This window comes from Rhizobium sp. 01T444 (assembly GCF_056398305.1).
Genome location: NZ_JBFTPD010000012.1, coordinates 104,837 through 126,726, shown reverse-complemented (window position 1 = coordinate 126,726; position 21,890 = coordinate 104,837). Strand labels below are relative to the sequence as shown.

Sequence of the window (21,890 nt, the reverse complement as noted above, 5' to 3'; positions counted from 1 at the left end):
GGTCAGGCCTTCTTCTCCCACCGCCCTTCCGGCGTCTGCTGCCAATAGGTGAGGCTATGCCCCTCGCCTTTCAGCTTTTTCCACTGGGCGCGCGCGCCTTCAAGCTGCTCCTGGTCATACCCGTCGAACATGAAGACGATCCGCTCATAATCCGCGACCGCCGGCGGCTCGGCGCCATCGACGATGAAGCGGACGGTAGCAGCATTCGGATTGTCAGCCGAAACCGTCAGGAGAACCGGCTGATCCCCGGCGAAATCGGCCTCATCCGTGCCATGCGGCAGGAAGCTGTCTTCCCGATAGGTCCATAGATGCTGATCCAGCGCATCGCGCCGCGCGGCCTCCTTCATCTGGACGGCGACGCGCCAGCCGCGCTCGACACTCTTGTCGAGCAACGGCGGAAGCGCGTCTTCCAGCTTCGATTCCGTCAGATGGTAGAAGAGGATTTCCGTCATCGTGTTTCGTAGTTCGAGCGGACCAGTTCATCAAGCAGGCGCACGCCGAAACCGGAGCCCCAGGACTGGTTGATCTCGTCCTGCACCGAGCCCATGGCCGTGCCGGCGATATCGAGATGCGCCCAGGGCGTATCCTGCACGAAGCGCTTGAGGAAATGCGCTGCGGTGATGGAACCGGCGAGACGACCGCCGGTATTCTTCATATCGGCGAACTTGCTGTCGATCATCTTGTCATATTCCTTGCCGAGCGGCATGCGCCACAGCTTCTCGTTCGTGACGAGGCCAGCGGTCGTCAGCTGCGCCGACAGCGGATCGTCATTCGAGAAGAGACCCGCATGGCTGTTGCCGAGCGCGACCATGATGGCGCCTGTCAGCGTCGCGAGATTGATCATAAACTGTGGCTTGAAGCGGTCGTTGCAATACCAGAGCGCATCGCAGAGCACGAGGCGGCCTTCCGCATCCGTGTTGATGATCTCGATCGTCTGGCCGGACATGGAGGTGACGATGTCGCCCGGACGCTGGGCGTTGCCATCAGGCATGTTTTCCACAAGGCCGATGATGCCCACGACATTGACCGGCGCCTTGCGGGCGGCAAGCGTGTGCATAAGGCCGGTGACGGCAGCCGCACCGCCCATATCGCCCTTCATGTCTTCCATATTGGCAGCCGGCTTGATGGAGATGCCGCCGGTATCGAAGACGACGCCTTTGCCGATGAAGGCAATCGGCCGATCCTTGCCCTTTCCGCCCTTCCATTGCATGACAGCCAGGCGCGGCGGGCGCACGGAGCCCTGGGCGACGCCGAGCAGCGCGCCCATGCCGAGACGGCGCATTTCGCGCTCGGTGAGGATTTCCACCTCGACGCCAAGCTTCTCGAGCTCCTTTGCCTTGGCCGCAAATTCGATGGGGCCGAGGACGTTCGGCGGCTCGTTGACCAGGTCACGAGCGAGATTGACGCCGTCGGCAACCGCTTCGGCATCGGCGAAGGCCTTCTTGGCGGCAGCCGCATCGGCCGTGACGATCGTCACCTTGACCGACTTCGCCTGTTTCTCCTCGTCGTCATTCTTCTTCGTCTTATAGGTATCGAAGCTGTAGGCGCGCATCAGCATGCCGAGAGCGAAATCGGCCGCAGCCTTGGCGCTGACATCTGCGCCCGGCGCATCGATGAAGATCGTCGCTTTCTCAGTATTCTTGATCCGCGAGGCAGCGCTGCCGCCGGCCTTCAGCCAATCGTGGACGGTCAGGTCTGCCGGCTTGCCGAGGCCAAGGACGATGATACGCTCGACAGGCGCACCCTCTGGCGCCACTAGGTCGAGGGCAGCCAACGACTTTGCCGAGAAGCGCGCAATCTTCGACGCCTTGGCAATCACTCCCGCCGGATCGGCAATATCGGCCCCAGCCGCGGTGTCGGCTTCGGACGTCTTCAGAAGAATCGCGAGGCCGCTGCTGAGCTTTGCCGATTTTGAGAATGAAATTTCGAATTTTGCAGACATGTCTTCTCCGATGGGATTCATGAAATCCGTTCCAGGGGATAATTTCGCGTTTGACGGGTCTGTCAATGGCCGGCGACAGTTGTTATGTTCCGCGCGGCCGCCCGGCCAAAAGGTTTTCGTCAGTTTCGTAGATGTTTGCGTTGACAGTTTTTTCGAAAAATCGATGGCGGGGTCCGGCAGTTCGCCTGCCGCAAACGGCATTCGGCGTCTTTGTCCTGCTTTTCTGGGTATGGTGGCTGCTGCTTGCCCTGTTCCGCGCGTTTCCCGGGATAGACATTTATTTTTCCCAGCTTTTTTTCGTGCAGGCGGCCTGCGACGCGTCGGCCCCAGCAACCGAGATCTGTGGCTCCTTCCCCTATCGGAGCGAGGCGATCCTCGGTCTCTTACGCACGCTCTTCTTCTACGTTCCCTATGTCGTGACCGCGGTCATGCTATGGAAACTGGTCGAGTGCTATCAGCAGCATGGCGCTACATTCAACGCACCGCGCGCCCGCGATCTGAAGGTTGCGCTCGGCACGCTGCTGATCGGTCCCGTTCTTCTCGTCAATGTGATCCTCAAGGAACATTGGGGTCGGCCGCGGCCTGTGCAGACGGATTTCTTCGGCGGTACGCTGCATTTCGCCGAAGCCGGTTCATTGGCCGGCAAGTGCGTCTCGAACTGCTCCTTCATTTCCGGCGAGGCGGCAAGCGCGGGCTGGCTGTTCTGCCTGCTGATCTTCGTTCCGAAGTCGATACGTTATGCGCTTGTGGCACCCGTCGCCGCCGTTTCCATCCTGACACCCGCGATGCGGCTCTCCTTCGGCGCACATTATCTATCCGACGTCGTGCTGGGATGGCTTTCTTCGGTCGTCATATTCACCGCGCTGATGGCACTTGCTGAGTCGCCACGGCAACAAAAAAATTCTGAAAATTGAATGAATTTTTGACACTGACTTGTCGCAAAACCGAGACAAACAGCGTAGAGGGAATCTCCTGCTGATCATATCGACCTGCAGGCGCGTTCAAGGGCGAGCATGAAACTACTCGAGACATATATATTGCGGCGTGTCGGCCAGATGTTTCTCGTGGCCCTGCTCCCGGTGCTCGCGATCATCTGGACCACCCAGGTCCTGCAGCGCATCAATCTGGTGACCGACAGCGGCCAGTCGATCGGCTCCTTCGCCACGCTTGCGACGCTGATCCTGCCGTCGATCATTCCCATCGTGCTGCCCTTTGCACTCGTCATCGGCATTACCCAGACGCTGACGACGATGAACAACGATTCCGAACTGACCGTGATCGATGCCGCCGGCGCCCGCCGCACTATCCTGGCGCGGCCGATCCTGCTGCTCGCGATCCTCATCAGCGTCTTCTCGTTCTTCGTCGACAATGTCGTCGAGCCACGCGCGAAGACGGTCGTGCGGCAGATGATCGCCGAGACCTATGCCGATCTTCTTTCGTCCGTGATCGAGGAAAAGACCTTCCGCAAGATCGATGAAGGCCTCTATGTGCAGATCTCGCAGCGGCTCGCCGGCCGCACGCTCAAAGGTCTCTTCGTCGCCGACGAGCGCGAGCCGAATAACGAACTCATCTATTATGCGCGCGAAGGCGCCGTGGATGATATCGGCACGTCGCTGATCATGCATGATGGCGAAGTCCATCGCAAAACGCCCGATGGAAACGTCTCGGTCATCAAGTTCGATTCCTATTCCTTCGACCTTTCGGATATGACGGAAAATAACGGACAGGCGACGCTTCGCGCGAGCGACCGCGATCTCGCTTTCCTGCTCAATCCCGATCCGAAAGATCCTGATTATATCGCCAAGCCCGGCAGCTATACCGCCGAGCTTCATCGCCGCCTGACCGACTGGATGCTTCCCTTCGTTTTCGCGCTATTCTCGCTCGCCATAGCCGGGGATGCGCGATCGCATCGCGAGGCACGCATGCATCCGATGATCGGCGCACTGGGCCTCGCGTTCGTCCTGCGCTGGGCGGCGTTTTACGTTGCCAACCAGATCGACAAAAGCACGATCTATATCCCGATCCTCTATGCGATCCCGATCGTGACCAGCCTGGTTTCGATTATTTTCCTGAACATGCATAAGCGGCTGGCCATGCCGCTTGTCGTCAGAAACCGCACCTCGACGATCTGGAAGCGCGCCCAGAAGCGGGTACTTGCCGCGACGGACCGGACCGGCGGAGGCGCTGTGCGATGATTTTCGGGACATTGTCGCGGTATTTCTTCCGCCGGTATGTCGTAACCACGATGTGGTTCCTGATCGGCATGAGCGCCATCACCTTCCTGCTGGACTTCAGCGAGACGGCAAGCCGCATCTCCAATTTCCCCGGCTACACGCTGGGTGGTGCTGTGCTGCTCACCGCCGTTCGCCTACCGTTGATCCTGCAGCAGACCATCCCCTTCGTGGCGTTGTTCGTCGGCATCACCGTGCTGATCGGCCTCAACCGGAAATATGAACTCGTCGTCACCCGTGCGGCGGGCATCTCGGTCTGGCAGTTCATGCTGCCTTTTATCGCGGGGTCCCTGATTCTCGGGGTGCTGACGGTGGTGGCGCTCAATCCGCTCGCAGCCTGGGGCCAGAGGCAGGCAACACAATTCGAAACGGCCTGGCGCGGTCAGGACAATGCCATGATCAGGGCACTGCAGGTTCCGTGGCTGCGCCAGATCAGCGGCCGGGACGATGTCATCATCGGCGCCAAGACCGTGCTGGAGAACGGCACGCTGCTTATGGACGCCGTGCTTGTCCACTTCGATTCCACCGGTCAGGTCATTCTGAGGCAGGATGCCTCATCCGCCAAATTGGAAGATGGTTACTGGCAGCTTAACAACGTCGTCGAACGCAAGCCTGGGGAAATCCCGGTGCGTAAGGCTACGGAGCAGCTTCGTACCAATCTGAAGCAAGACTTCATCAAGGAGCGGCTCACAGCGCCGGAAACAATTGGTTTCTTTGACCTTTCCAACCGTATCGCTGCCGCCAAATCCTTCGGAATTTCAACGAAGGCACTTGAGACTCAATTCAACTCTCTGCTGTCGCAGCCGCTGCTCTTGGTGGCCATGACTCTCATTGCTGCAACAGTGTCTCTGAAATTTAGCCGGTTCAACCAATCACGCTCTGTGATTCTGGGTGGAATCCTTTCAGGCTTCATGCTTTATGTCGTCACCGTGCTTGTAAAAGCATTCGGAAGCAGCGGTGTCGTGCCGCCGTTTGTGGCGACTTGGATACCGGTGGTCGTAGCGCTCGCTTTAGGCGCAACGATCCTGCTTCATCAGGAGGATGGCTAGTGGCGGTAGGCGACCGCAAGGTTGTTAGTAAACAGTTGGTTGCCCTGCTCCTAGGTGCGGCTCTGTGTAGCTATTTCGAAAGTGCTCCGCTGGCCTATGGCCAAGAGAACAATACAGGCATGCCTGCGATCGGCCAGAATGTCTCGCCGGATGCTAAGCTGATGCTGTCCGCGAACGAGCTCCTCTATAATAGGGACCAGGAGCTCGTCTCTGTGATCGGCGGCGTGCAGATCAACTACGGCGGCTACAGGCTGGTCGCCCAGAAGGTCGACTATAACCAGAAGACCGGCCGCATGATGGCGACCGGCAACATCGAGATGGTGACGCCCGACGGCAACCGAATCTATGCCGACCACCTCGATGTGACCGACAATTTCGCAGACGGCTTCATGAATGCGCTGCGAATCGAGACAAGCGATAATACCCGCCTCGTTGCCGAAACCGGCCAGCGAGTCGGCGGTACGCAGATGATTCTCAATAAAGGCGTCTACACGGCCTGCTTGCCCTGCGCGGAAAAGCCCGAACGCGCGCCCTTCTGGCAGGTCAAGGCCGAACGCGTTATCCAGAACAGTGAGAAGCATACGATCCGCCTTGAAAAGGCGCGTTTCCAGCTGCTTGGCCGTTCGCTCGCATACCTGCCGTGGATCGAAGTCCCCGACAATACCGTGAAGCGCAAGTCCGGCTTCCTGTTCCCGTCGATGAGCGTTTCACAAAATCTCGGCTACGGTCTGTCCGTTCCCTATTATTACGTCATCTCCCCGAGTTCGGATTTCACCGTCACGGGCACCGGCTATACCTCGCAAGGCTTCCTGCTCGAGGGCGAATATCGCCGTCGCTTCGAAAACGGCACGGTGACGATGCACGTCGCCGGCATCGATCAGATGAATCCCGGTAATTTCAGCGCCGGTACAAGCGATGCCGAAGCTGAACAGCGCGGCATGGTCGCGTCGAAGGGGGATTTCAGGATCAATCCCCGCTGGACCTTCGGCTGGGATGTGATGGTGCAGAGCGACAACAACTTCTCGCGCACCTACAAGATCGATGGTTACGACAACACGCCGCAGGTCAATACCGTCTATCTGACGGGTCTCGGCAAGCGGAATTACTTCGACCTGCGCGCCTTCTATTTCGACGTTCAGGACGCCGATTCCGGCAGCACCGCTGAAAAGCAGCAGCCAATCGTCTATCCGACGCTTGACTATCACTATGTCGCGCCGCAGCCGCTCGCAGGCGGTGAGCTTTCCGCCGATGTCAATCTGACCAATCTTTCGCGCTCTCAGGACGACTTTACCACCGTCGACGGTTTCGATCGCTTCCCCGGCCTGGAAGGTCAGACCACACGTTTGACCACGGAACTACAGTGGAAACGGACCTTCGTAACACCCACTGGGCTGGTTATCACGCCGTTGCTCGCGGCACGCGGCGATGCTCTGGCGCTCAACATGCAAAGTCCGGTCGATGCCAACGGCGTTCCCTATGCCGGCAATTATCTGGACGATAATGCGGCAACGCGCGGAATGGTGACGGCCGGGCTGGAAATGCGCTACCCGATCCTGTTCACGACCAGCAACAGCACGCATGTTCTGGAGCCGATTGCGCAGATCTACGCACGACCGGATGAACCACTCGCCGGCCGGCTGCCGAACGAAGATGCGCAAAGCTTCGTCTTCGATGCGACCAACCTTTTCGATCGTGACAGGTTCTCCGGCTACGACCGTATCGAGGGCGGCACGCGCGCAAACGTCGGCTTCCAGTATACAGGCACCTTCGACAGCGGCTACAAGCTGCACGGCATCTTCGGACAGTCCTACCAGCTCGCCGGCCAGAATTCGTTTGCGACCGACGACCTCGTGAATGTCGGCGCCGATTCCGGCCTTGAGACCGACCGTTCCGACTATGTTGGCCTCGGCGGCATCGAAATGCCTTTCGGTCTCTCCGTGGCAGCATCCTACCGACTGGACGAGAAGGATTTCGCCTTCAATCGCGGCGACCTGACGACGGCCTATCAGAACGATACCTTCTCGGGCCAGGTCACCTATACGCACGTGGGTGCCCAGCCGGCATACGGCTTTGCTGAAGACCAAGACGAGATTCAGGCGAGCAGCAGGATCAAGTTCAAGGATTACTGGTCGATCTTCGGTGGTATCGCCTGGGATCTGAACAATGACGTTGTTGTCAGGCGTTCGCTCGGCATTTCCTATCAGGACGAGTGCACCATCTTCACCATCGCCTATGTGGATAGGCGGGATACGACGGATCAGACGGCAAGCGACTGGACGATCGCCGCCCGCCTGACCTTCCGCACGCTCGGCGATATCCGGCTGGGCACGGGTGATGCTGCGAATAACCTCTGATGACAGATGGACGGCCGGAGATTTCCGGCCGGGCCATTCTTTCGCCGTAAGCCTGTGCAGGACATTGCGACCAGTCGTTATGTGAGACATAGGGTGTCGCGGAGCAAGAGATGCGATTTCCGCTGGTCTCAGTGTATGGTAAGAACGCCGCGCGTTGGATCGTGCGGCGCTATCGGGAGGTCAACAGATGATTGACGCGAAGAAAACCGTAACCACGCTTATTGCAGGCGCAGCCTTCATGCTTGCTGCCTTCAGTACACCTGTCTTCGCCGCCAGCGAAGTCAAGGCAGTGGTAAACGGTACCGCGATTACCAGTGGCGACGTTGCAAAACGACAGGCCTTCATGCGCCTGCAGCGCTTGAAACCCGACGCCAAGGCTGCCGAAGAACAGCTTGTCGACGAGGCGCTGAAGCGGCAGGAAGTCTCCCGCGTGCGCATGTCCGTCTCGCAGGACGACGTCAACGCCTCCTTCGCTCGGTTTGCCGCCAGCAACAAGCTTTCCGTCGAGCAGATGGGGCAGATCCTCGACCGCGCCGGCGTCGGCGTCGATCATTTCAAGAACTTCATTGCCGTGCAGATGAGCTGGCCGCGCGTCGTCAACGCGCGTTACGGCTCCAGCGCACGCCTATCGAATTTCGACCTCGTCAACCGCATGATGCAGAACAACAAGCAGAAGCCGGTGACGACAGAATATATGCTGCAGCAGGTCATCTTCGTTGTTCCCGCATCCAAGCGCAACGCGATCACGGCGAAGCGCAAGAGCGAGGCTGAGGCGTCACGCTCCAAATATCCGGGTTGTGACCAGGCAAAGACTTTCGCCGCCACAATGCGGGACGTTTCGATCCGCGATCTCGGCCGCATGCTGGCCCCGGAAATTCCGGCGGACTGGAAGGATCTGGTCATAGGGGCCAAGGGCAACACCACGGCTACGCGCGTGACCGACAAGGGCGTGGAATATCTCGCGATCTGCAGCCAGCGCCAGGTCTCGGATGACCAGGCGGCTGAAATGGTGTTCCGTCAGGAAGACCTTGACAAGGCAAAGGCAGACAAGTCCGCGGCGCCGGAAAACGAAAACGCCACCAAATATCTGGATGAACTGCGTAAACACGCGCAGATCATCTATCGCTGATTTTTCCATGGCGACACCGTTTTCGCGACCGCTTGCACTGACGCAGGGCGACCCTGCCGGCGTTGGGCCTGATATAACGCTCATGGCTTGGCTTCGCAGGCGCGAGCTTGGACTGCCGCCGTTCTTCCTGATCGGCGATCCCGATGTGCTTGCGGTGCGGGCACGAAAGCTCGGACTCGACGTTCCCCTGCGCAGCATCGGCAACGCCGCGGAAAGTCTCGGTATATTTGCGGACGCGTTGCCTGTCTTGGCGATACCCGCAGGCGTCGATGTTGCGGCAGGAGAGCCGCATGTCGCGACGGCGAAGGGTACGATCGCCTCGATCGAGGCGGCGGTAGCATTCGTCATGCAGGGCGAGGCGCTTGCAGTCGTCACCAATCCGATCGCCAAGTCGGTGCTCTATGAGGCAGGGTTCAAATTTCCAGGCCATACGGAATTCCTTGCCGATCTTGCCATGCATGCGACCGGTCAGTCGGTCATGCCTGTCATGATGCTTGCCGGACCGAAACTGCGCGCCATTCCTGTCACCATCCACATTCCGCTCAGGGATGTGCCGCAGGCGTTGACGCTCGGCCTGATCGTTGAAACCTGCCGGATCGCAGACTGGGATCTGAAGCAGCGATTCGGGATCGACTCTCCGCGCCTGGCCATTGCAGGGCTCAATCCGCATGCGGGTGAAGGCGGCGCGATCGGCAAGGAGGATGAGACCATCATCCATCCGGCGGTCCAGATCCTTCGTGACGAAGGTATCGATGCTATCGGTCCCCTCCCCGCCGATACGATGTTTCATGACGAGGCGCGCGCGCGTTACGACGTGGCCGTCTGCATGTATCACGATCAGGCGCTGATCCCAGCCAAGGCGCTCGGTTTCGACGATTCCGTCAATGTGACGCTCGGCCTTCCTTTCGTGCGCACATCCCCCGATCATGGCACCGCCTTCGGCATTGCCGGCAAGGGACTTGCCCGCGAAACGAGCCTCGTTGCTGCGCTGAAGCTCGGCGCGCAGCTTGGCCGGACTGCGGAAAGCCACCGGTAATGGCTGCACTCGACGGTCTGCCGCCGCTTCGCGAGGTTATCCAGCGCCATGGGCTCGATGCGCGCAAGGCGCTCGGGCAGAACTTCCTGCTCGATCTCAACCTGACGCAGAAGGTTGCACGCACGGCTGGCGCGCTTGATGACGCGACGGTCTTTGAGGTTGGTCCCGGTCCCGGAGGCTTGACGCGGGCCATACTGGCGCTCGGTGCGAAGAAGGTCATCGCGGTCGAGCGCGATGCACGCTGCCTGCCGGCTCTCGCCGAGATCGCCGACCATTATCCCGGACGGCTTGAGGTCATCGAGGGCGATGCGCTGAAGACTGATTTCGAGGCGCTGGCACTGGAAGGTCCAGTCAAGATCATCGCCAACCTGCCCTATAATGTCGGTACCCAGCTTCTGGTAAACTGGCTGCTGCCGAAGGCATGGCCGCCCTTCTGGCAATCTCTGACGCTGATGTTCCAGAAGGAAGTCGGCGAGCGGATCGTCGCCTCCGAAGACGACGATCACTACGGCCGCCTCGGCGTGCTTACGGGATGGCGCACACATTCCCACATGGCATTCGATATTCCGCCACAGGCTTTCACGCCGCCGCCGAAGGTCACCTCGACGGTGGTCCACCTGACGCCGAACGAAAACCCGATCCCCTGCCCTGTCGCCAATCTGGAGAAGGTGACGCAGGCAGCCTTCGGCCAGCGCCGCAAGATGCTGCGCCAGAGCCTGAAGCCGATCGGCGGGGAGAGCTTGCTCGTCAAGGCCGGCATCGATCCGGCGCGGCGCGCGGAGACTCTTTCGGTGGAGGAATTCTGCCGGCTGGCGAACAGCCTTTAAAGAACCGGCGTCTCTTCCAGCAATTCGCGGACGAAATCGAACATGCCGTGGCGACGGTCGCGGCGCAGGCGCTCGGCCTTGACAATCGACTGCACCGCATCGAAGGCAGCGTTCAGGTCATCATTGATGATGACGTAGTCATATTCGCGCCAGTGGGCGATCTCGGCACGGGAATTGGCCAGGCGCGTCTGGATGACCTCCTCGGAATCCTCGGCGCGGCGATGCAGGCGGGATTGCAGCTCGGTCATGGTCGGCGGCAGTACGAAGATCGAGACCACATCGGCCTGCATCTTCTGCTGCAATTGCTGAGCGCCCTGCCAGTCGATATCGAACAGCATGTCGCGGCCTTCGGACATGGCCTGCTCAACCGGCTCGCGGGGCGTGCCGTAGAAATTGCCGTGAACCTCGGCCCATTCCAGCAGAGAATCGGAATCGCGCAGCCGCTCGAATTCCCGCACGGTCTTGAAATGATAGTGAACGCCTTCCACTTCGCTCGGCCGGCGCTGGCGTGTCGTGACGCTGACGGAAAGGCCGATCTGCTTGTCCGTTTCCAGAAGCGTACGCGCGATGGTGGATTTACCGGCGCCCGAGGGCGACGAGATGACCAGCATCAGACCGCGACGGGCGATCTGGATGGGCGAGATTTTCGCCGGGCTCATATCCTACTCCAAATTCTGGACCTGCTCGCGGAACTGATCGATCACCACCTTCAGCTCGATGCCGGCTGCGGTGACGGCCGATGCGTTCGACTTCGAGCAGATTGTATTCGATTCTCGGTTAAATTCCTGTGCAAGGAAATCGAGCTTTCGGCCAACCGGGCCACCTTTTGTCACGAGATCGCGGGCGGCGGCGACATGGGCCTTCAGCCGATCGATCTCTTCGCGCAGATCCGCCTTGGTGGCGAGCAATGCTGCTTCGGCGTGCAGCCGGTCACGGTCGAGCCCGCCCGCTCCCTCCATGAGGAGTGCGACCTGCGCGGAAAGCCTTGTCGCGATCTCCTGCGGCGAGCGCGAGGGATCGGCCTCGATCGTGCTTGTCAGAGCTTCGATCGTCGTGACATGGCCGAGAAGCACACGCGCGAGTGCTGCTCCCTCATGCTCACGCATAGCCCTGAGATCGGAAAGAGCAGCCATCAGTCCAGACAGGATATCGGCATCGCGCGCGGCAATCRCCTCTTCGCTGTCCTGCGTCTCGCGGAAATCGACGAGGCCGCGGATGGAAAGCAGGGTATCGAGCCTCAGCGGCGCCGGATCGATGAGACCTTCCAGCTTGTCGCGCATGGTGAGAACGGCGGCGAAGGCATCCTGATTGAGCACGGCTTCAAGCCGGCTTTCGCCTGTCGTCAGGGACAACGTGGCCTGCAGGTTGCCGCGGCTGAAATTCTCGCCGGCAATGCGGCGAACATCCGTTTCGAGGCGCTCCAGACCGGGCGGGAGGCGGAGGCGGAGATCAAGGCCCTTGCCGTTGACCGAACGCAGTTCCCATGCCCAGCGCCAGCGGCCGGTCGTTCCCTCGCGCCGCGCAAAACCAGTCATGGACTGCAATGCCATCAAAGGCCTCCCGATATCAGTTGATCTTCTTTTTCTTCGGCGGAACCGCGGATGTATTGTCCGCAGGCTGGTCCTCCGGCTGTCCGTCGACGACAATTTCGGGATCGGCGCCCTTGTCGGCTTCCAGCTTACGCCAGCGCTTGACGTTGGCGTTGTGGTCTTCGAGTGTTGCCGCAAAGACGTGACCGCCGGTGCCATCGGCAACGAAATAGAGGTCCTGCGTCTTCCAGGGATTGGCGACAGCTTCCAGCGCGTCTTTGCCGGGATTGGCGATCGGCGTCGGCGGCAGGCCCTTGATGACGTAGGTATTGAAGGGCGTCTCTTTTTTCAGGTCCGACTGATAGATCGGCCGGTCTGCGGGTTTACCATCGCCACCGAAGAGACCGTAGATGATGGTCGGATCGGACTGCAGACGCATGCCCTTGCCCAGACGGTTCAGGAAGACGGAGGCGACATGAGCGCGCTCGTCCGGCACTCCCGTCTCCTTCTCGACGATGGAGGCGAGCGTGACGAACTCTTCCTTGCTCTTCAAAAGCAGGGACGGATCACGCCGTTCCCAGATTTGGTCGACCAGCTTCTGCTGGGCGGCAGCCATCTGATCGATGATCTCAGACCGCTTGGTGCCGCGCGAGAACTTGTAGGTATCGGGCCGCAGGCTGCCTTCTGCCGGCAGAGCCGCCGGCAGGTCGCCTTCGAGCACCGAATCGTCCAGCATGCGGTCGAACATCTGCCGCACCGTCAGACCTTCGGGGAAGGAGACGGAATAGAGGATCGACTTGCCTGATTTCAGAAGCTCCATGATCTCGTTCATGGATGCATGCGCCTTGATCTCGTATTCACCCGCCTTGAGGCTTTCGCCGGCGCTCAGATGCGTCGCGGTCAGATAACGGAAGACGCGCGCGTCCGAGATGATGAGATTGCGCTCGAGATTCGTGGCGATTTCCGCGAGGCCTGCGCCATTGCGGACGATGAAGTTGGTGTTCGTCTGCAGCGGGCCGGGGTTCTGATAGGCAGTGATGGCGTAGTAGAAGCCGATGAGACCGGCGATGCAGACGACCACCGCCATGGTCATGACGAAATTCAGGAAGAGGACGACCTGGCTGCGGGCATTCCTGGAGCGCTTCGGCGGCTCGGGAACACGTTCCGGCCGCAGGGCTTCGCTCGGCGATTTCGGGATGATCGGTCCCTTCTGCGCCGGCTGGCCGTTGTCGCTGCTCTGGTTGGTCGTATCGCTCACCGGCAATCCTCTAAAACTTGGCCCCCGCTTCGCTATTTCGCGAAGTAATGCGGCAAAAACAGGTTCTGCCACGCTTCATGACGCCGTTTGACGTTCGCCCGTGCTCGGTGAACCACCTGTTACGCGACGTAGCGGCGCAACACGAGCGATGCATTCGTGCCGCCGAATCCGAACGAGTTGGATAGCGCCACGTTGATTTCTCGCTCACGAGCCTTGTGCGGAACAAGATCGATCGCAGTCTCCCGCTCAGGATTGTCGAGATTGAGCGTCGGAGGGGCGACGTTATCCCGAATTGCGAGGGTCGTGAAGATCGCCTCGATGGCGCCGGCAGCACCGAGCAGGTGGCCGGTCGCGGATTTGGTCGACGACATCGAGATCTTCGACGCCGCATTGCCGACGAGGCGCTCGACGGCACCGAGCTCGATCGTATCGGCCATGGTCGAGGTGCCGTGGGCGTTGATATAGTCGATATCGGCAGGCGTCAGGCCGGCGCGCTTCAGCGCCATGGTCATGCAGCGGAACGCGCCGTCGCCGTCTTCCGACGGAGCGGTGATGTGGAAGGCATCGCCGGAAAGCCCGTAACCGACCACTTCGGCATAGATCTTGGCGCCGCGTGCCAGCGCATGGTCGAGCTCTTCGAGTACCACGATACCGGCGCCCTCGCCCATGACGAAACCATCACGGTCCTTGTCATAGGGGCGCGACGCCTTCTGCGGGTCGTCGTTGTGCTGCGTCGACAGTGCCTTGCAGGCGGCAAAGCCGGCAAGCGAAATGCGGCTGACCGGAGATTCCGTGCCGCCGGCTACCATGACATCGGCATCGCCGAGCGCGATAAGGCGGGCAGCATCACCAATGGCATGCGCACCGGTGGAGCAGGCGGTGACGACCGAATGGTTCGGGCCGCGCAGCTTGTGGCGAATGGAAACCTGGCCGGAGACGAGGTTGATTAGTCGGCCTGGAATGAAAAAAGGAGAGATGCGGCGCGGGCCCTTGTCGCGCAGCGTATAGCCGGCTTCGACAATGCCTTCGATGCCGCCAATGCCGGAGCCGATCAGCACGCCTGTCGCGATCTGGTCCTCATCGGTTTCGGGATGCCAGTCGGCATCCTTGAGCGCCATATCGGCGGCGGCCATGCCGTAGATGATGAAGGGGTCTACCTTGCGCTGTTCCTTCGGCTCCATCCAGTCGTCAGCATTGAAGGTGCCGTCCGAACCATCGCCAACGGGAATGCGGCAAGCAATCTTGGCAGGGAGATCATCGACCTCGAATTCGGTCACGAGGCGGGCGCCGTTTGCTCCCGCACGCAGGCGGGACCAGGTAATTTCTACTCCGCATCCCAAGGGCGATACCATGCCGGCACCTGTTATGACGACCCTTCTCATCGACTGCTTTCCCCCGTCTGTTATGTTTTATGGAGAAACATGCTCAAAAGAAAAGGGCGGACTCTTGGCCCGCCCTTTCTCGAATGCGCAGAATCAGGCCTGAGCCTTTTCAATAAACTTCACGGCATCGCCAACCGTCAGGATCGAGTCAGCGGCATCATCGGGGATTTCAACGCCGAATTCTTCTTCGAAGGCCATGACCAGTTCGACCGTGTCGAGCGAGTCTGCGCCCAGATCGTCGATAAAGCTGGCGCTCTCGACGACCTTGTCGGCATCGACGCCAAGATGATCAATAACAATTTTCTTTACGCGTTCTGCGATATCGCTCATGTCGGTTTCCTCGACCTTATGTCCTGATCGGAGCGTCATTCTGACACCCCTACCCTGTTTCAGCCTGCGATGCTTTCAGACATCCTCGGCAAACTCGTTTACCCGGCTTTAGAGAAGTCCCAGGCTTGCGAAAAGCCCGCCGGTCCGTCTGCTTTTTTCGGGACGACTGTTGACAGTCATGGCCCGCTTAACATGCTTTAAGTCTGCCGCAAAGCCAGAAAATCAACCGTTCGTGATTGCTCAACACGCTATTGGCTGAAATCGGCGGCTGCGGCAGCTAATCGTTTCAGATCATGGCCATGCCGCCGTTTACGTGCAGCGTCTGACCCGTCATATAGGCCGCTTCCGAGGAGGCGAGATAGACGACGGCAGACGCCACTTCGGCACCGGTTCCCATGCGCTTCATGGGGATCGCACCCATGATCGTTTCCCTCTGCTTGTCGTTCAGCTTGCCGGTCATGGCGCTTTCGATGAAGCCCGGCGCAACGCAGTTGACCGTCACGTTGCGGGTGGCGATTTCCTGCGCCAGCGACTTCGAGAAGCCGATCATGCCGGCCTTGGAGGCGCAGTAGTTGGCCTGGCCCGGGTTGCCGGTGACGCCGACGATCGAGGTGATGTTGATGATGCGGCCATAACGGCGGCGCATCATCGGATGGGTGAGCTCGCGTGTCAGGCGGAAGGTCGCCGTCAGGTTCACTTCGAGAACGGCATCCCAGTCTTCGTCGCTCATGCGCACGAAGAGGCCGTCCTTGGTGATGCCGGCGTTGTTGACTAGGATATCGACGCCTTCGAGATCGGCTTCCGCCTTCTGGCCGAGAGCCTTCACCTCATCGCGATCCGACAGGTTCGCCGGGAAGATCTTGACGCGGTCGCCTAGCTCATTTGCCAATGCCTCGAGCTTTTCGACACGGGTGCCGTGCAGGCCGACAATGGCGCCCTGTTTATGGAGAAGGCGGGCGATTTCTTCGCCAATGCCGCCCGATGCGCCGGTGACGAGAGCCTTGCGGCCGGAAAGATCGAACATGGGAACGTTCCTTATATGAAGTGGGCAATCAGGCCGTGAGAGCGGTAATGGCAGCGTCGATATCGGCAGGGCCGTTTACAGAGACGCCATTGATATTCTTGTCGATGCGGCGCGCAAGGCCGGTCAGCACCTTGCCGGCACCGAGTTCATAGAGCGTTGTGACGCCATTTGCGGCGAACCATTCCACCGTTTCGCGCCAGCGAACCTGTCCGGTGACCTGCTCGACGAGAAGTTCGGCGATCTCCTCAGCGTCAGTGACGGGAGCGGCGCGGACATTGGCTATGACAGGCACGGCCGGATTGGTCTTCTTCACACCGGCGAGTGCCTCGCGCATGGCATCTGCGGCAGGCGCCATCAGCTTCGAATGGAAGGGAGCGGAGACCGGCAGCAGGATGGCGCGCTTGGCGCCCTTGTCGGTCGCAAGGCCGGCGGCCTTTTCGACGGCCGACTTCTCACCTGATATGACGAGCTGGYCGCCGCCATTGTCATTGGCGATCTGACAGGAGCCGATCGCTGCAGCTTCTTCGCAGATGGCCTGCACGTCGGCATGTTCGAGGCCGATGATGGCGGCCATGGCGCCGACACCGACAGGCACGGCGGCCTGCATGGCGTTGCCGCGGATGCGCAGAAGTCGAGCCGTGTCGGCGATCGAGAAAGTGCCGGCGGCACAGAGGGCGGAATATTCGCCGAGCGAATGGCCGGCGACGTAAGCGACCTTCGCCTTCAGGTCGAGGCCCTTGGCTTCCAGAACGCGGATGACGGCCATCGAGACGGCCATCAGCGCCGGCTGGGCGTTTGCCGTCAGCGTCAGCTTGTCCTCGGGACCGTTGAAGATGACATCGGAAAGCTTTTCACCGAGCGCTTCATCGACCTCTTCGAAAACGGCGCGGGCTTCCGCAAAGTTCTCGGCGAGATCCTTGCCCATGCCGACGGCCTGACTGCCCTGGCCGGGAAAAGTGAAAGCAATGGTCATTTTTCGGTCCCTCGATAGTGCCCATTGGGCCATTTCGCCTCCAATTGACATTCTTTCTTTCAGAGTCAAGTGGCGGCAGATTCTCTCCAAAGCCTTTCGCCTCAGCGGGAACACCCGGTTTTTCCTCTTGCGCTTCGGCAAATCCAGCCTAGATTTGCGCGGCTCTTCCCAAGCTCTTCCTTTCCCAGACCACGCCCAAGGTTTCCGATGAAATACAATAAATTAGGCCGCACAGATATTTCCGTTTCCGAGATTTGCCTTGGCACCATGACCTGGGGCACGCAGAACAGCGAGGCGGAAGCCCATGAACAGATGGACTACGCCGTCCAGGAAGGCATCAATTTCTTCGATACTGCCGAGCTTTATCCGACGACGCCCGTTTCGGCCGAAACGCAGGGCCGCACGGAAGACTATATCGGCAGCTGGTTCGAAAAGACCGGCAAGCGCAAGGATATCGTGCTCGCCACCAAGGTTGCCGGCACCGGCCGCTCCTATCTGCGCAACGGCGAAGGCGCCGACGCCAAGAATATCCGCCTCGCGCTCGAGGCCAGCCTGAAGCGACTGAAGACCGACTATGTTGATCTCTACCAAATCCACTGGCCGAACCGCGGCCATTTCCATTTTCGCCAGAGCTGGCATTACGACCCTTTCAAGCAGGACCGCGCCAAAGCCGTGGCGAATATGACCGACATTCTGGAGACGGTGGGCGAGCTGGTGAAGGAGGGCAAGATCCGCGCCTTCGGCCTGTCCAACGAGACGACCTGGGGTATCCAGAAATATTTGACGCTGTCCGAGCAGATGAACCTGCCGCGCGTCGCCAGCGTCCAGAACGAATACAATCTCCTCTACCGCCATTTCGATCTCGACCTGGCGGAACTCTCCCACCACGAAGATGTCGGCCTGCTCGCCTATTCGCCGCTAGCCGCCGGCATCCTGACCGGCAAGTACATCAACGGCGAGAAGCCGGCGGGTACGCGCGCCGCGATCAACGGCGACCTCGGCGGCCGGTTGCAGCCGCTGCAGGAAGCGCCGACGAAGGCTTATCTCGACATCGCCGCCCGCCATGGCCTCGATCCCTCGCAGATGGCGCTCGCCTTCTGCCTGACCCGTCGCTTCATGACGTCAGTCATCATTGGCGCAACCTCGATGGCGCAGTTGAAGACGGATATCGGCTCGGCGAACGTGGGGCTCAGCAACGATGCGCTTGCCGAGATCGAGAAGGTTCACCGGCAGTATCCGATGCCGCTCTGAGAGCTTTCTGTCCCAAATATGTGGAGGCGCGAGCAATCGCGCCTCTTTTATTCCCAGAGGCATCTACCAGTGTTTGTAGCTGCATTTCGCACTTCGCTGTTAAGTGGCATTTAACCGATCACCGGCACCATCCCGCTCAGTTTCAGCAATGATTTTCCCGCCATGACAGCGGCCATCGATCTTCGGGCTTCATGAGAAGGCAAAGAAGACGGGAGGAGCTTTGCAGTGATCGGTATTTCCCAGACATTTCATGCCCGTTTCCGCGGCGAGTATGCGCTTCAGCTGCTTCAGACCGCGTCAATCAACAATGGCGGCGGCAAACATGAACCTGGCGTCTTCGCCCAAGTCGGTGTCACAGCGGCCGGCGCAAATGGTGGCGCAATCGACAGCATCATGCGGATCATCATGGATGCGAAGGGTAATGCCGGCGTGCTGATCAACTCCCCTGGCGGCACAGCCTCAGTGACGACAGGCAGCGGGAATGATGTTGTCGATATCACCGCCAATGAGGTCAACAAGGTATCGACCGGACGCGGCGACGACGTCATCAACATCCGCGCCGGGGGACAAGGCCAGGAACAGACCTCCAATCCCTCCGTGGCGCACATCAACTCGGGCAGAGGCGACGACTCCATCTCGATTACCAGCGGCGGGAATGTCGCCTGGGTTGATGGCGGCGGCGGTGACGATCAAATTTCCATCGAAACAACTGCTGATGTCAGCGGGCCGCTCGGCACCATTGAAAATCTGGTCAAGGGGATCGGCTCCACCGGCGGCGGCAAGGCGACGATACGATCGTCCTTGAAAGCACGACCAGCGTGAGGAGCACCGATGGCGACGATGGCAACGACACAATCAACATCAGTTCCGCTGCCTTTGCGTTTAGTACGGCAGGCGGGAAAGGCATGACGCGATAACCGTCAGCTCGCGGAATGTATTCAGCGTTGACGGCGGCAGCGGCGATGATCTCATCGAAGTGACGGCCGTCAATGCGAGCGGTATCGATGGCGGCGACGGCAACGACGTCATCTCCGTCAATGCGACGGCTGCTGCGTACAATATTTCCGGCGGCAAGGGCGATGATTATGTCGTCATCAACAGCACATCCACCGTGCAATCGACCTATCATTTCGCCGAGGGCGATGGTCACGATATCATCGAGACGAACAATCCCTTGGAGATCATGCGCTTCAGTTCTGATGGAACCGACCGGGGTGACATGGCAGATGCTGTCATAGAACGGCAGGGCAATACACTGCAGATCAGTTTTGCCGACAGCGCAGATACGATAACGATCAACCTCACTGGCCGCATGGCGGAGGCAGAGAGTTTGCAATTCGCCTATAAGAGCGGAACACAATCGCTGCTGATTGCCGACGACCAGTTCTTCGTCGATAATCCACCGGGACAGACCGTCTTCGTCCGGCCCGAGGTGACGAAATAAGGTTTCTTGCCCGGTTCCCTTGCCTTTCGCTCAAAAATCCGTATAAGCGCGCCTGTTCGTTAACCCGGTCTTCTGGCTGGTGGCTGAACGGAGGGCCGGTTTGCTTCATGCGAACCGTTCGGAACGGAAGCGTTCCAGCCTCCCGTGTCTCCGCTCTCGACCGTCTCGGAAACGCTTTTCTTGCTTGGCGCTTATCGCCTCTCAGGAGCAGTCGTTGAGGCTTAGCCGCCGAATGCCGGGTTCTGATCAACGCAAGAAAGGCAAAGCTGTCATGGCTCTTTATGAACATGTATTCCTTGCCCGACAGGATATCACGTCGCAGCAGGTCGATGCCCTCGTAGAACAGTACAAGGGCGTGATCGAAGCAAACGGCGGTAAAGTCGGGCGTATCGAAAACTGGGGCCTCAAGTCCCTCACCTACCGCATCAAGAAGAACCGCAAGGCTCACTACGCCCTGATGGACATTGATGCACCGGCAGCTGCGATCCAGGAAATGGAACGCCAGATGCGCATCAGCGAAGACGTTCTTCGCTACATGACCATCGCTGTTGAAAAGCACGAAGACGGCCCGTCTGCCATGATGCAGAAGCGCGACCGCGACGACCGTGGCCCGCGTGAAGGCGGCGACCGTGGCCCGCGCCGCGAATTCGGCGATCGTCCGCCGCGCCGTGACGGCGACTTCCAGCGTGGCCCGCGTCCTGATCGCGCTCCCCGCGAAGACCGTGCATAAGGAGAAATAAGAATGTCTGAATCTTCCTCCGCTCCGGTCCGTCGTCCGTTCCATCGTCGTCGCAAGACCTGCCCGTTCTCCGGTGCAAACGCTCCGCGCATCGACTACAAGGACGTCCGTCTCCTGCAGCGCTACATTTCCGAGCGCGGCAAGATCGTTCCGTCCCGCATCACGGCCGTTTCCCAGAAGAAGCAGCGCGAACTCGCCCAGGCGATTAAGCGCGCCCGCTTCCTCGGCCTGCTGCCGTACGTCGTAGCATAACTGACTATTGGAGCCCCGGATTTCCGATCCGGGGCTTCCTCCCTTCCGCGATGGGCGCGGATCGGAACCTGAAAACCCATGTTGAGGCATCTCCCGAACTCTCTCAGGGAAATCCTCTAACTGCTTGATGAAGCAGGACAGCGAAGTGAAAAAACTGAACCTGAAAACGCTTGCGATCGGCGCACTCGCCGGATTGACCGCCGCCTTGCTTGTGCTTGGCGCGAGCATGCAGCCGTCGTTCAGCGCTGTGCTTTACGCCGCTTCCGCACTTCCGATCCTGCTCGTCGGCCTCGGCTGGGGCAATCTCGCGGCCATTTCCGCTGTCGTCACCGCTGCTGTGCTCGGCGCGATTGCCATTTCGCCCTCTTTCGCTCTTGTCATGACGCTGGTGACGCTGCTGCCGGCAGGCTGGCTGAGCCATCTCGCGAACCTTGCGCGCCCGGCCTCCGAACTCGGCGGCCCCGACAATCTGCTCGCCTGGTATCCGCTTTCCGATATCCTGCTGCATCTCTGCGGTCTCGTCACCTTCGCCGTCATCGTGACCGGCATCATGATCGGCTACGGGCCTGAAATCACCGACCAGATGGTCGATGTGCTGATGGCTTCGCTGCAGGAGCAGCAGCCGACATTCGTTCCGGATCCGGTCGCGACCGCGCAGACGAAGTCGCTCGTCGTCCTGATGCTGCCGGCCCTGCAGGGCGGCATCTGGGTGGTAATGCTGTTTGCCGCCTATTACATCGCGACGCGCATCGTTGCCGCTTCCGGTAAAGGCCTGCGCCCGCGCGAGGATATCCCCTCGTCGCTGCGCATGAACCGCAATTCGATCTTCATCTTCCTCGCAGGTCTTGCCGCCACCTTCATGGGCGGCATTCCGGCGATGATCGGCGCCACGGTGGTCGGAGCCTTCGGCGCCGGCTTCCTGATGTCCGGCTTCGCCGCGCTGCATTTCCGCACGCGCGGCAAGGACTGGCGCTTGCCGGCCCTCATCCTCTGCTACCTGGCATCCACCATGATGCTGCCAGCCCTTTTCATCCTCGTGCTTGGTCTCGCCGATACCCGCAAGGCGATCGCCCTGACCCCGACCAAGGATGCTGATGCCCCCAAACAACCCGATAGCGAAATCTGAGAATAAGAAAGGAA

Annotated in this window: 22 protein-coding genes; 13 read left to right on the top strand and 9 right to left on the bottom strand. The window is 60.0% G+C overall.

The genetic code is table 11. The annotated features are described in order from the left end of the window. Positions 1-2: 2 nt before the first annotated feature. On the bottom strand, positions 3-452 hold the full coding sequence (locus AC1DTN_RS17925; RefSeq protein ID WP_439014530.1) for a DNA polymerase III subunit chi: 450 nt from the start codon (positions 450-452) through the stop codon (positions 3-5). After that, positions 449-1,942, bottom strand: a complete 1,494-nt coding sequence (locus AC1DTN_RS17920; protein WP_439014529.1) for a leucyl aminopeptidase — start codon at positions 1,940-1,942, stop codon at positions 449-451. The genes AC1DTN_RS17925 and AC1DTN_RS17920 overlap by 4 nt, the downstream gene beginning before the upstream one ends. Before the next feature lie 140 nt (positions 1,943-2,082). On the opposite strand from AC1DTN_RS17920, the gene AC1DTN_RS17915 reads away from it, so the two are divergent. The 7 genes from AC1DTN_RS17915 (at position 2,083) to rsmA (ending at position 10,568) form a co-directional block, all read left to right on the top strand. Beyond that, the gene (locus tag AC1DTN_RS17915; RefSeq protein WP_439014528.1) at positions 2,083-2,856 is read left to right on the top strand and encodes a phosphatase PAP2 family protein; all 774 of its coding nucleotides are present in this window, start codon (positions 2,083-2,085) and stop codon (positions 2,854-2,856) included. Positions 2,857-2,955: 99 nt separating this feature from the next. Beyond that, on the top strand, positions 2,956-4,137 hold the full coding sequence (locus tag AC1DTN_RS17910; protein ID WP_439014527.1) for an LptF/LptG family permease: 1,182 nt from the start codon (positions 2,956-2,958) through the stop codon (positions 4,135-4,137). Next, positions 4,134-5,222: an LPS export ABC transporter permease LptG gene (lptG, locus tag AC1DTN_RS17905; protein WP_113323387.1), complete on the top strand. Its 1,089-nt coding sequence runs from the start codon at positions 4,134-4,136 to the stop codon at positions 5,220-5,222. Before AC1DTN_RS17910 ends, lptG begins: the two co-directional genes overlap by 4 nt. After that, on the top strand, positions 5,222-7,576 hold the full coding sequence (locus tag AC1DTN_RS17900; protein ID WP_439014525.1) for an LPS-assembly protein LptD: 2,355 nt from the start codon (positions 5,222-5,224) through the stop codon (positions 7,574-7,576). The genes lptG and AC1DTN_RS17900 overlap by 1 nt, the downstream gene beginning before the upstream one ends. A gap of 187 nt (positions 7,577-7,763) precedes the next feature. Then, a complete protein-coding gene (locus AC1DTN_RS17895) occupies positions 7,764-8,705 on the top strand; it encodes a SurA N-terminal domain-containing protein (protein ID WP_439014524.1) in 942 nt (313 codons plus the stop codon). Positions 8,706-8,712: 7 nt separating this feature from the next. Further along, complete coding sequence (gene pdxA / locus AC1DTN_RS17890; RefSeq protein WP_477921924.1) at positions 8,713-9,741, top strand: 4-hydroxythreonine-4-phosphate dehydrogenase PdxA; 1,029 nt, start codon at positions 8,713-8,715, stop codon at positions 9,739-9,741. Then, the gene (gene rsmA, locus AC1DTN_RS17885; RefSeq protein ID WP_477921923.1) at positions 9,741-10,568 is read left to right on the top strand and encodes a 16S rRNA (adenine(1518)-N(6)/adenine(1519)-N(6))-dimethyltransferase RsmA; all 828 of its coding nucleotides are present in this window, start codon (positions 9,741-9,743) and stop codon (positions 10,566-10,568) included. Before pdxA ends, rsmA begins: the two co-directional genes overlap by 1 nt. On the opposite strand, the gene gmk is transcribed toward rsmA, so the two are convergent. From gmk to fabD, 7 genes are all read right to left on the bottom strand, one after another. Continuing rightward, entirely contained in the window at positions 10,565-11,227 is a 663-nt protein-coding gene (gmk, locus tag AC1DTN_RS17880) for a guanylate kinase (RefSeq protein ID WP_113323382.1), read from the bottom strand. The two genes, rsmA and gmk, sit on opposite strands and share 4 nt — an antisense overlap. Positions 11,228-11,230: 3 nt before the next feature. Next, complete coding sequence (locus AC1DTN_RS17875; protein WP_477921922.1) at positions 11,231-12,118, bottom strand: YicC/YloC family endoribonuclease; 888 nt, start codon at positions 12,116-12,118, stop codon at positions 11,231-11,233. A gap of 16 nt (positions 12,119-12,134) precedes the next feature. Further along, complete coding sequence (mltG, locus tag AC1DTN_RS17870; RefSeq protein WP_477921920.1) at positions 12,135-13,355, bottom strand: endolytic transglycosylase MltG; 1,221 nt, start codon at positions 13,353-13,355, stop codon at positions 12,135-12,137. A 119-nt stretch (positions 13,356-13,474) separates the two neighbouring features. Beyond that, a complete protein-coding gene (gene fabF, locus AC1DTN_RS17865; protein WP_477921919.1) occupies positions 13,475-14,737 on the bottom strand; it encodes a beta-ketoacyl-ACP synthase II in 1,263 nt (420 codons plus the stop codon). Positions 14,738-14,830: 93 nt separating this feature from the next. Further along, positions 14,831-15,067, bottom strand: coding sequence for an acyl carrier protein (locus AC1DTN_RS17860; RefSeq protein WP_003547058.1), 237 nt, complete (start codon positions 15,065-15,067; stop codon positions 14,831-14,833). A 286-nt stretch (positions 15,068-15,353) separates the two neighbouring features. After that, complete coding sequence (gene fabG, locus AC1DTN_RS17855) at positions 15,354-16,091, bottom strand: 3-oxoacyl-[acyl-carrier-protein] reductase (RefSeq protein WP_477921917.1); 738 nt, start codon at positions 16,089-16,091, stop codon at positions 15,354-15,356. Between the two features lie 28 nt (positions 16,092-16,119). Continuing rightward, positions 16,120-17,064 carry an ACP S-malonyltransferase gene (fabD, locus tag AC1DTN_RS17850; protein WP_477921916.1) on the bottom strand — a complete coding sequence of 315 codons (945 nt, stop codon included), beginning with the start codon at positions 17,062-17,064 and terminating at the stop codon, positions 16,120-16,122. A 207-nt stretch (positions 17,065-17,271) separates the two neighbouring features. Here fabD and AC1DTN_RS17845 point away from each other — a divergent pair, with 207 nt between their 5' ends. The 6 genes from AC1DTN_RS17845 to AC1DTN_RS17820 all read left to right on the top strand — a co-directional run bounded on the left by AC1DTN_RS17845 (position 17,272) and on the right by AC1DTN_RS17820 (position 21,876). Next, positions 17,272-18,315 (top strand): aldo/keto reductase, encoded by a 1,044-nt coding sequence (locus AC1DTN_RS17845; RefSeq protein WP_113323378.1) that lies wholly within the window; start codon positions 17,272-17,274, stop codon positions 18,313-18,315. A gap of 225 nt (positions 18,316-18,540) precedes the next feature. Next, positions 18,541-19,137, top strand: coding sequence for a hypothetical protein (locus tag AC1DTN_RS17840; protein WP_477921915.1), 597 nt, complete (start codon positions 18,541-18,543; stop codon positions 19,135-19,137). Positions 19,138-19,291: 154 nt separating this feature from the next. Beyond that, positions 19,292-19,759 carry a hypothetical protein gene (locus AC1DTN_RS17835; protein ID WP_477921913.1) on the top strand — a complete coding sequence of 156 codons (468 nt, stop codon included), beginning with the start codon at positions 19,292-19,294 and terminating at the stop codon, positions 19,757-19,759. Between the two features lie 271 nt (positions 19,760-20,030). After that, positions 20,031-20,489, top strand: coding sequence for a 30S ribosomal protein S6 (gene rpsF / locus AC1DTN_RS17830; RefSeq protein ID WP_007820237.1), 459 nt, complete (start codon positions 20,031-20,033; stop codon positions 20,487-20,489). Between the two features lie 12 nt (positions 20,490-20,501). Beyond that, entirely contained in the window at positions 20,502-20,750 is a 249-nt protein-coding gene (gene rpsR / locus AC1DTN_RS17825) for a 30S ribosomal protein S18 (RefSeq protein WP_007531286.1), read from the top strand. Positions 20,751-20,895: 145 nt separating this feature from the next. Beyond that, positions 20,896-21,876: a DUF2232 domain-containing protein gene (locus AC1DTN_RS17820; protein ID WP_477921912.1), complete on the top strand. Its 981-nt coding sequence runs from the start codon at positions 20,896-20,898 to the stop codon at positions 21,874-21,876. Positions 21,877-21,890 lie beyond the last annotated feature (14 nt).

What these genes read in the sequence shown, in the direction of transcription:
- pdxA (WP_477921924.1), top strand. Translation starts at nt 8,713, where the DNA reads ATGGCGACACCGTTTTCGCGACCGCTTGCACTGACGCAGGGCGACCCT.
- fabF (WP_477921919.1), bottom strand. Translation starts at nt 14,737, where the DNA reads ATGAGAAGGGTCGTCATAACAGGTGCCGGCATGGTATCGCCCTTGGGA.
- rsmA (WP_477921923.1), top strand. Translation starts at nt 9,741, where the DNA reads ATGGCTGCACTCGACGGTCTGCCGCCGCTTCGCGAGGTTATCCAGCGC.
- lptG (WP_113323387.1), top strand. Translation starts at nt 4,134, where the DNA reads ATGATTTTCGGGACATTGTCGCGGTATTTCTTCCGCCGGTATGTCGTA.
- AC1DTN_RS17895 (WP_439014524.1), top strand. Translation starts at nt 7,764, where the DNA reads ATGATTGACGCGAAGAAAACCGTAACCACGCTTATTGCAGGCGCAGCC.
- AC1DTN_RS17925 (WP_439014530.1), bottom strand. Translation starts at nt 452, where the DNA reads ATGACGGAAATCCTCTTCTACCATCTGACGGAATCGAAGCTGGAAGAC.
- rpsR (WP_007531286.1), top strand. Translation starts at nt 20,502, where the DNA reads ATGTCTGAATCTTCCTCCGCTCCGGTCCGTCGTCCGTTCCATCGTCGT.
- AC1DTN_RS17910 (WP_439014527.1), top strand. Translation starts at nt 2,956, where the DNA reads ATGAAACTACTCGAGACATATATATTGCGGCGTGTCGGCCAGATGTTT.
- gmk (WP_113323382.1), bottom strand. Translation starts at nt 11,227, where the DNA reads ATGAGCCCGGCGAAAATCTCGCCCATCCAGATCGCCCGTCGCGGTCTG.
- AC1DTN_RS17845 (WP_113323378.1), top strand. Translation starts at nt 17,272, where the DNA reads ATGAAATACAATAAATTAGGCCGCACAGATATTTCCGTTTCCGAGATT.
- rpsF (WP_007820237.1), top strand. Translation starts at nt 20,031, where the DNA reads ATGGCTCTTTATGAACATGTATTCCTTGCCCGACAGGATATCACGTCG.
- AC1DTN_RS17860 (WP_003547058.1), bottom strand. Translation starts at nt 15,067, where the DNA reads ATGAGCGATATCGCAGAACGCGTAAAGAAAATTGTTATTGATCATCTT.
- fabG (WP_477921917.1), bottom strand. Translation starts at nt 16,091, where the DNA reads ATGTTCGATCTTTCCGGCCGCAAGGCTCTCGTCACCGGCGCATCGGGC.
- AC1DTN_RS17920 (WP_439014529.1), bottom strand. Translation starts at nt 1,942, where the DNA reads ATGTCTGCAAAATTCGAAATTTCATTCTCAAAATCGGCAAAGCTCAGC.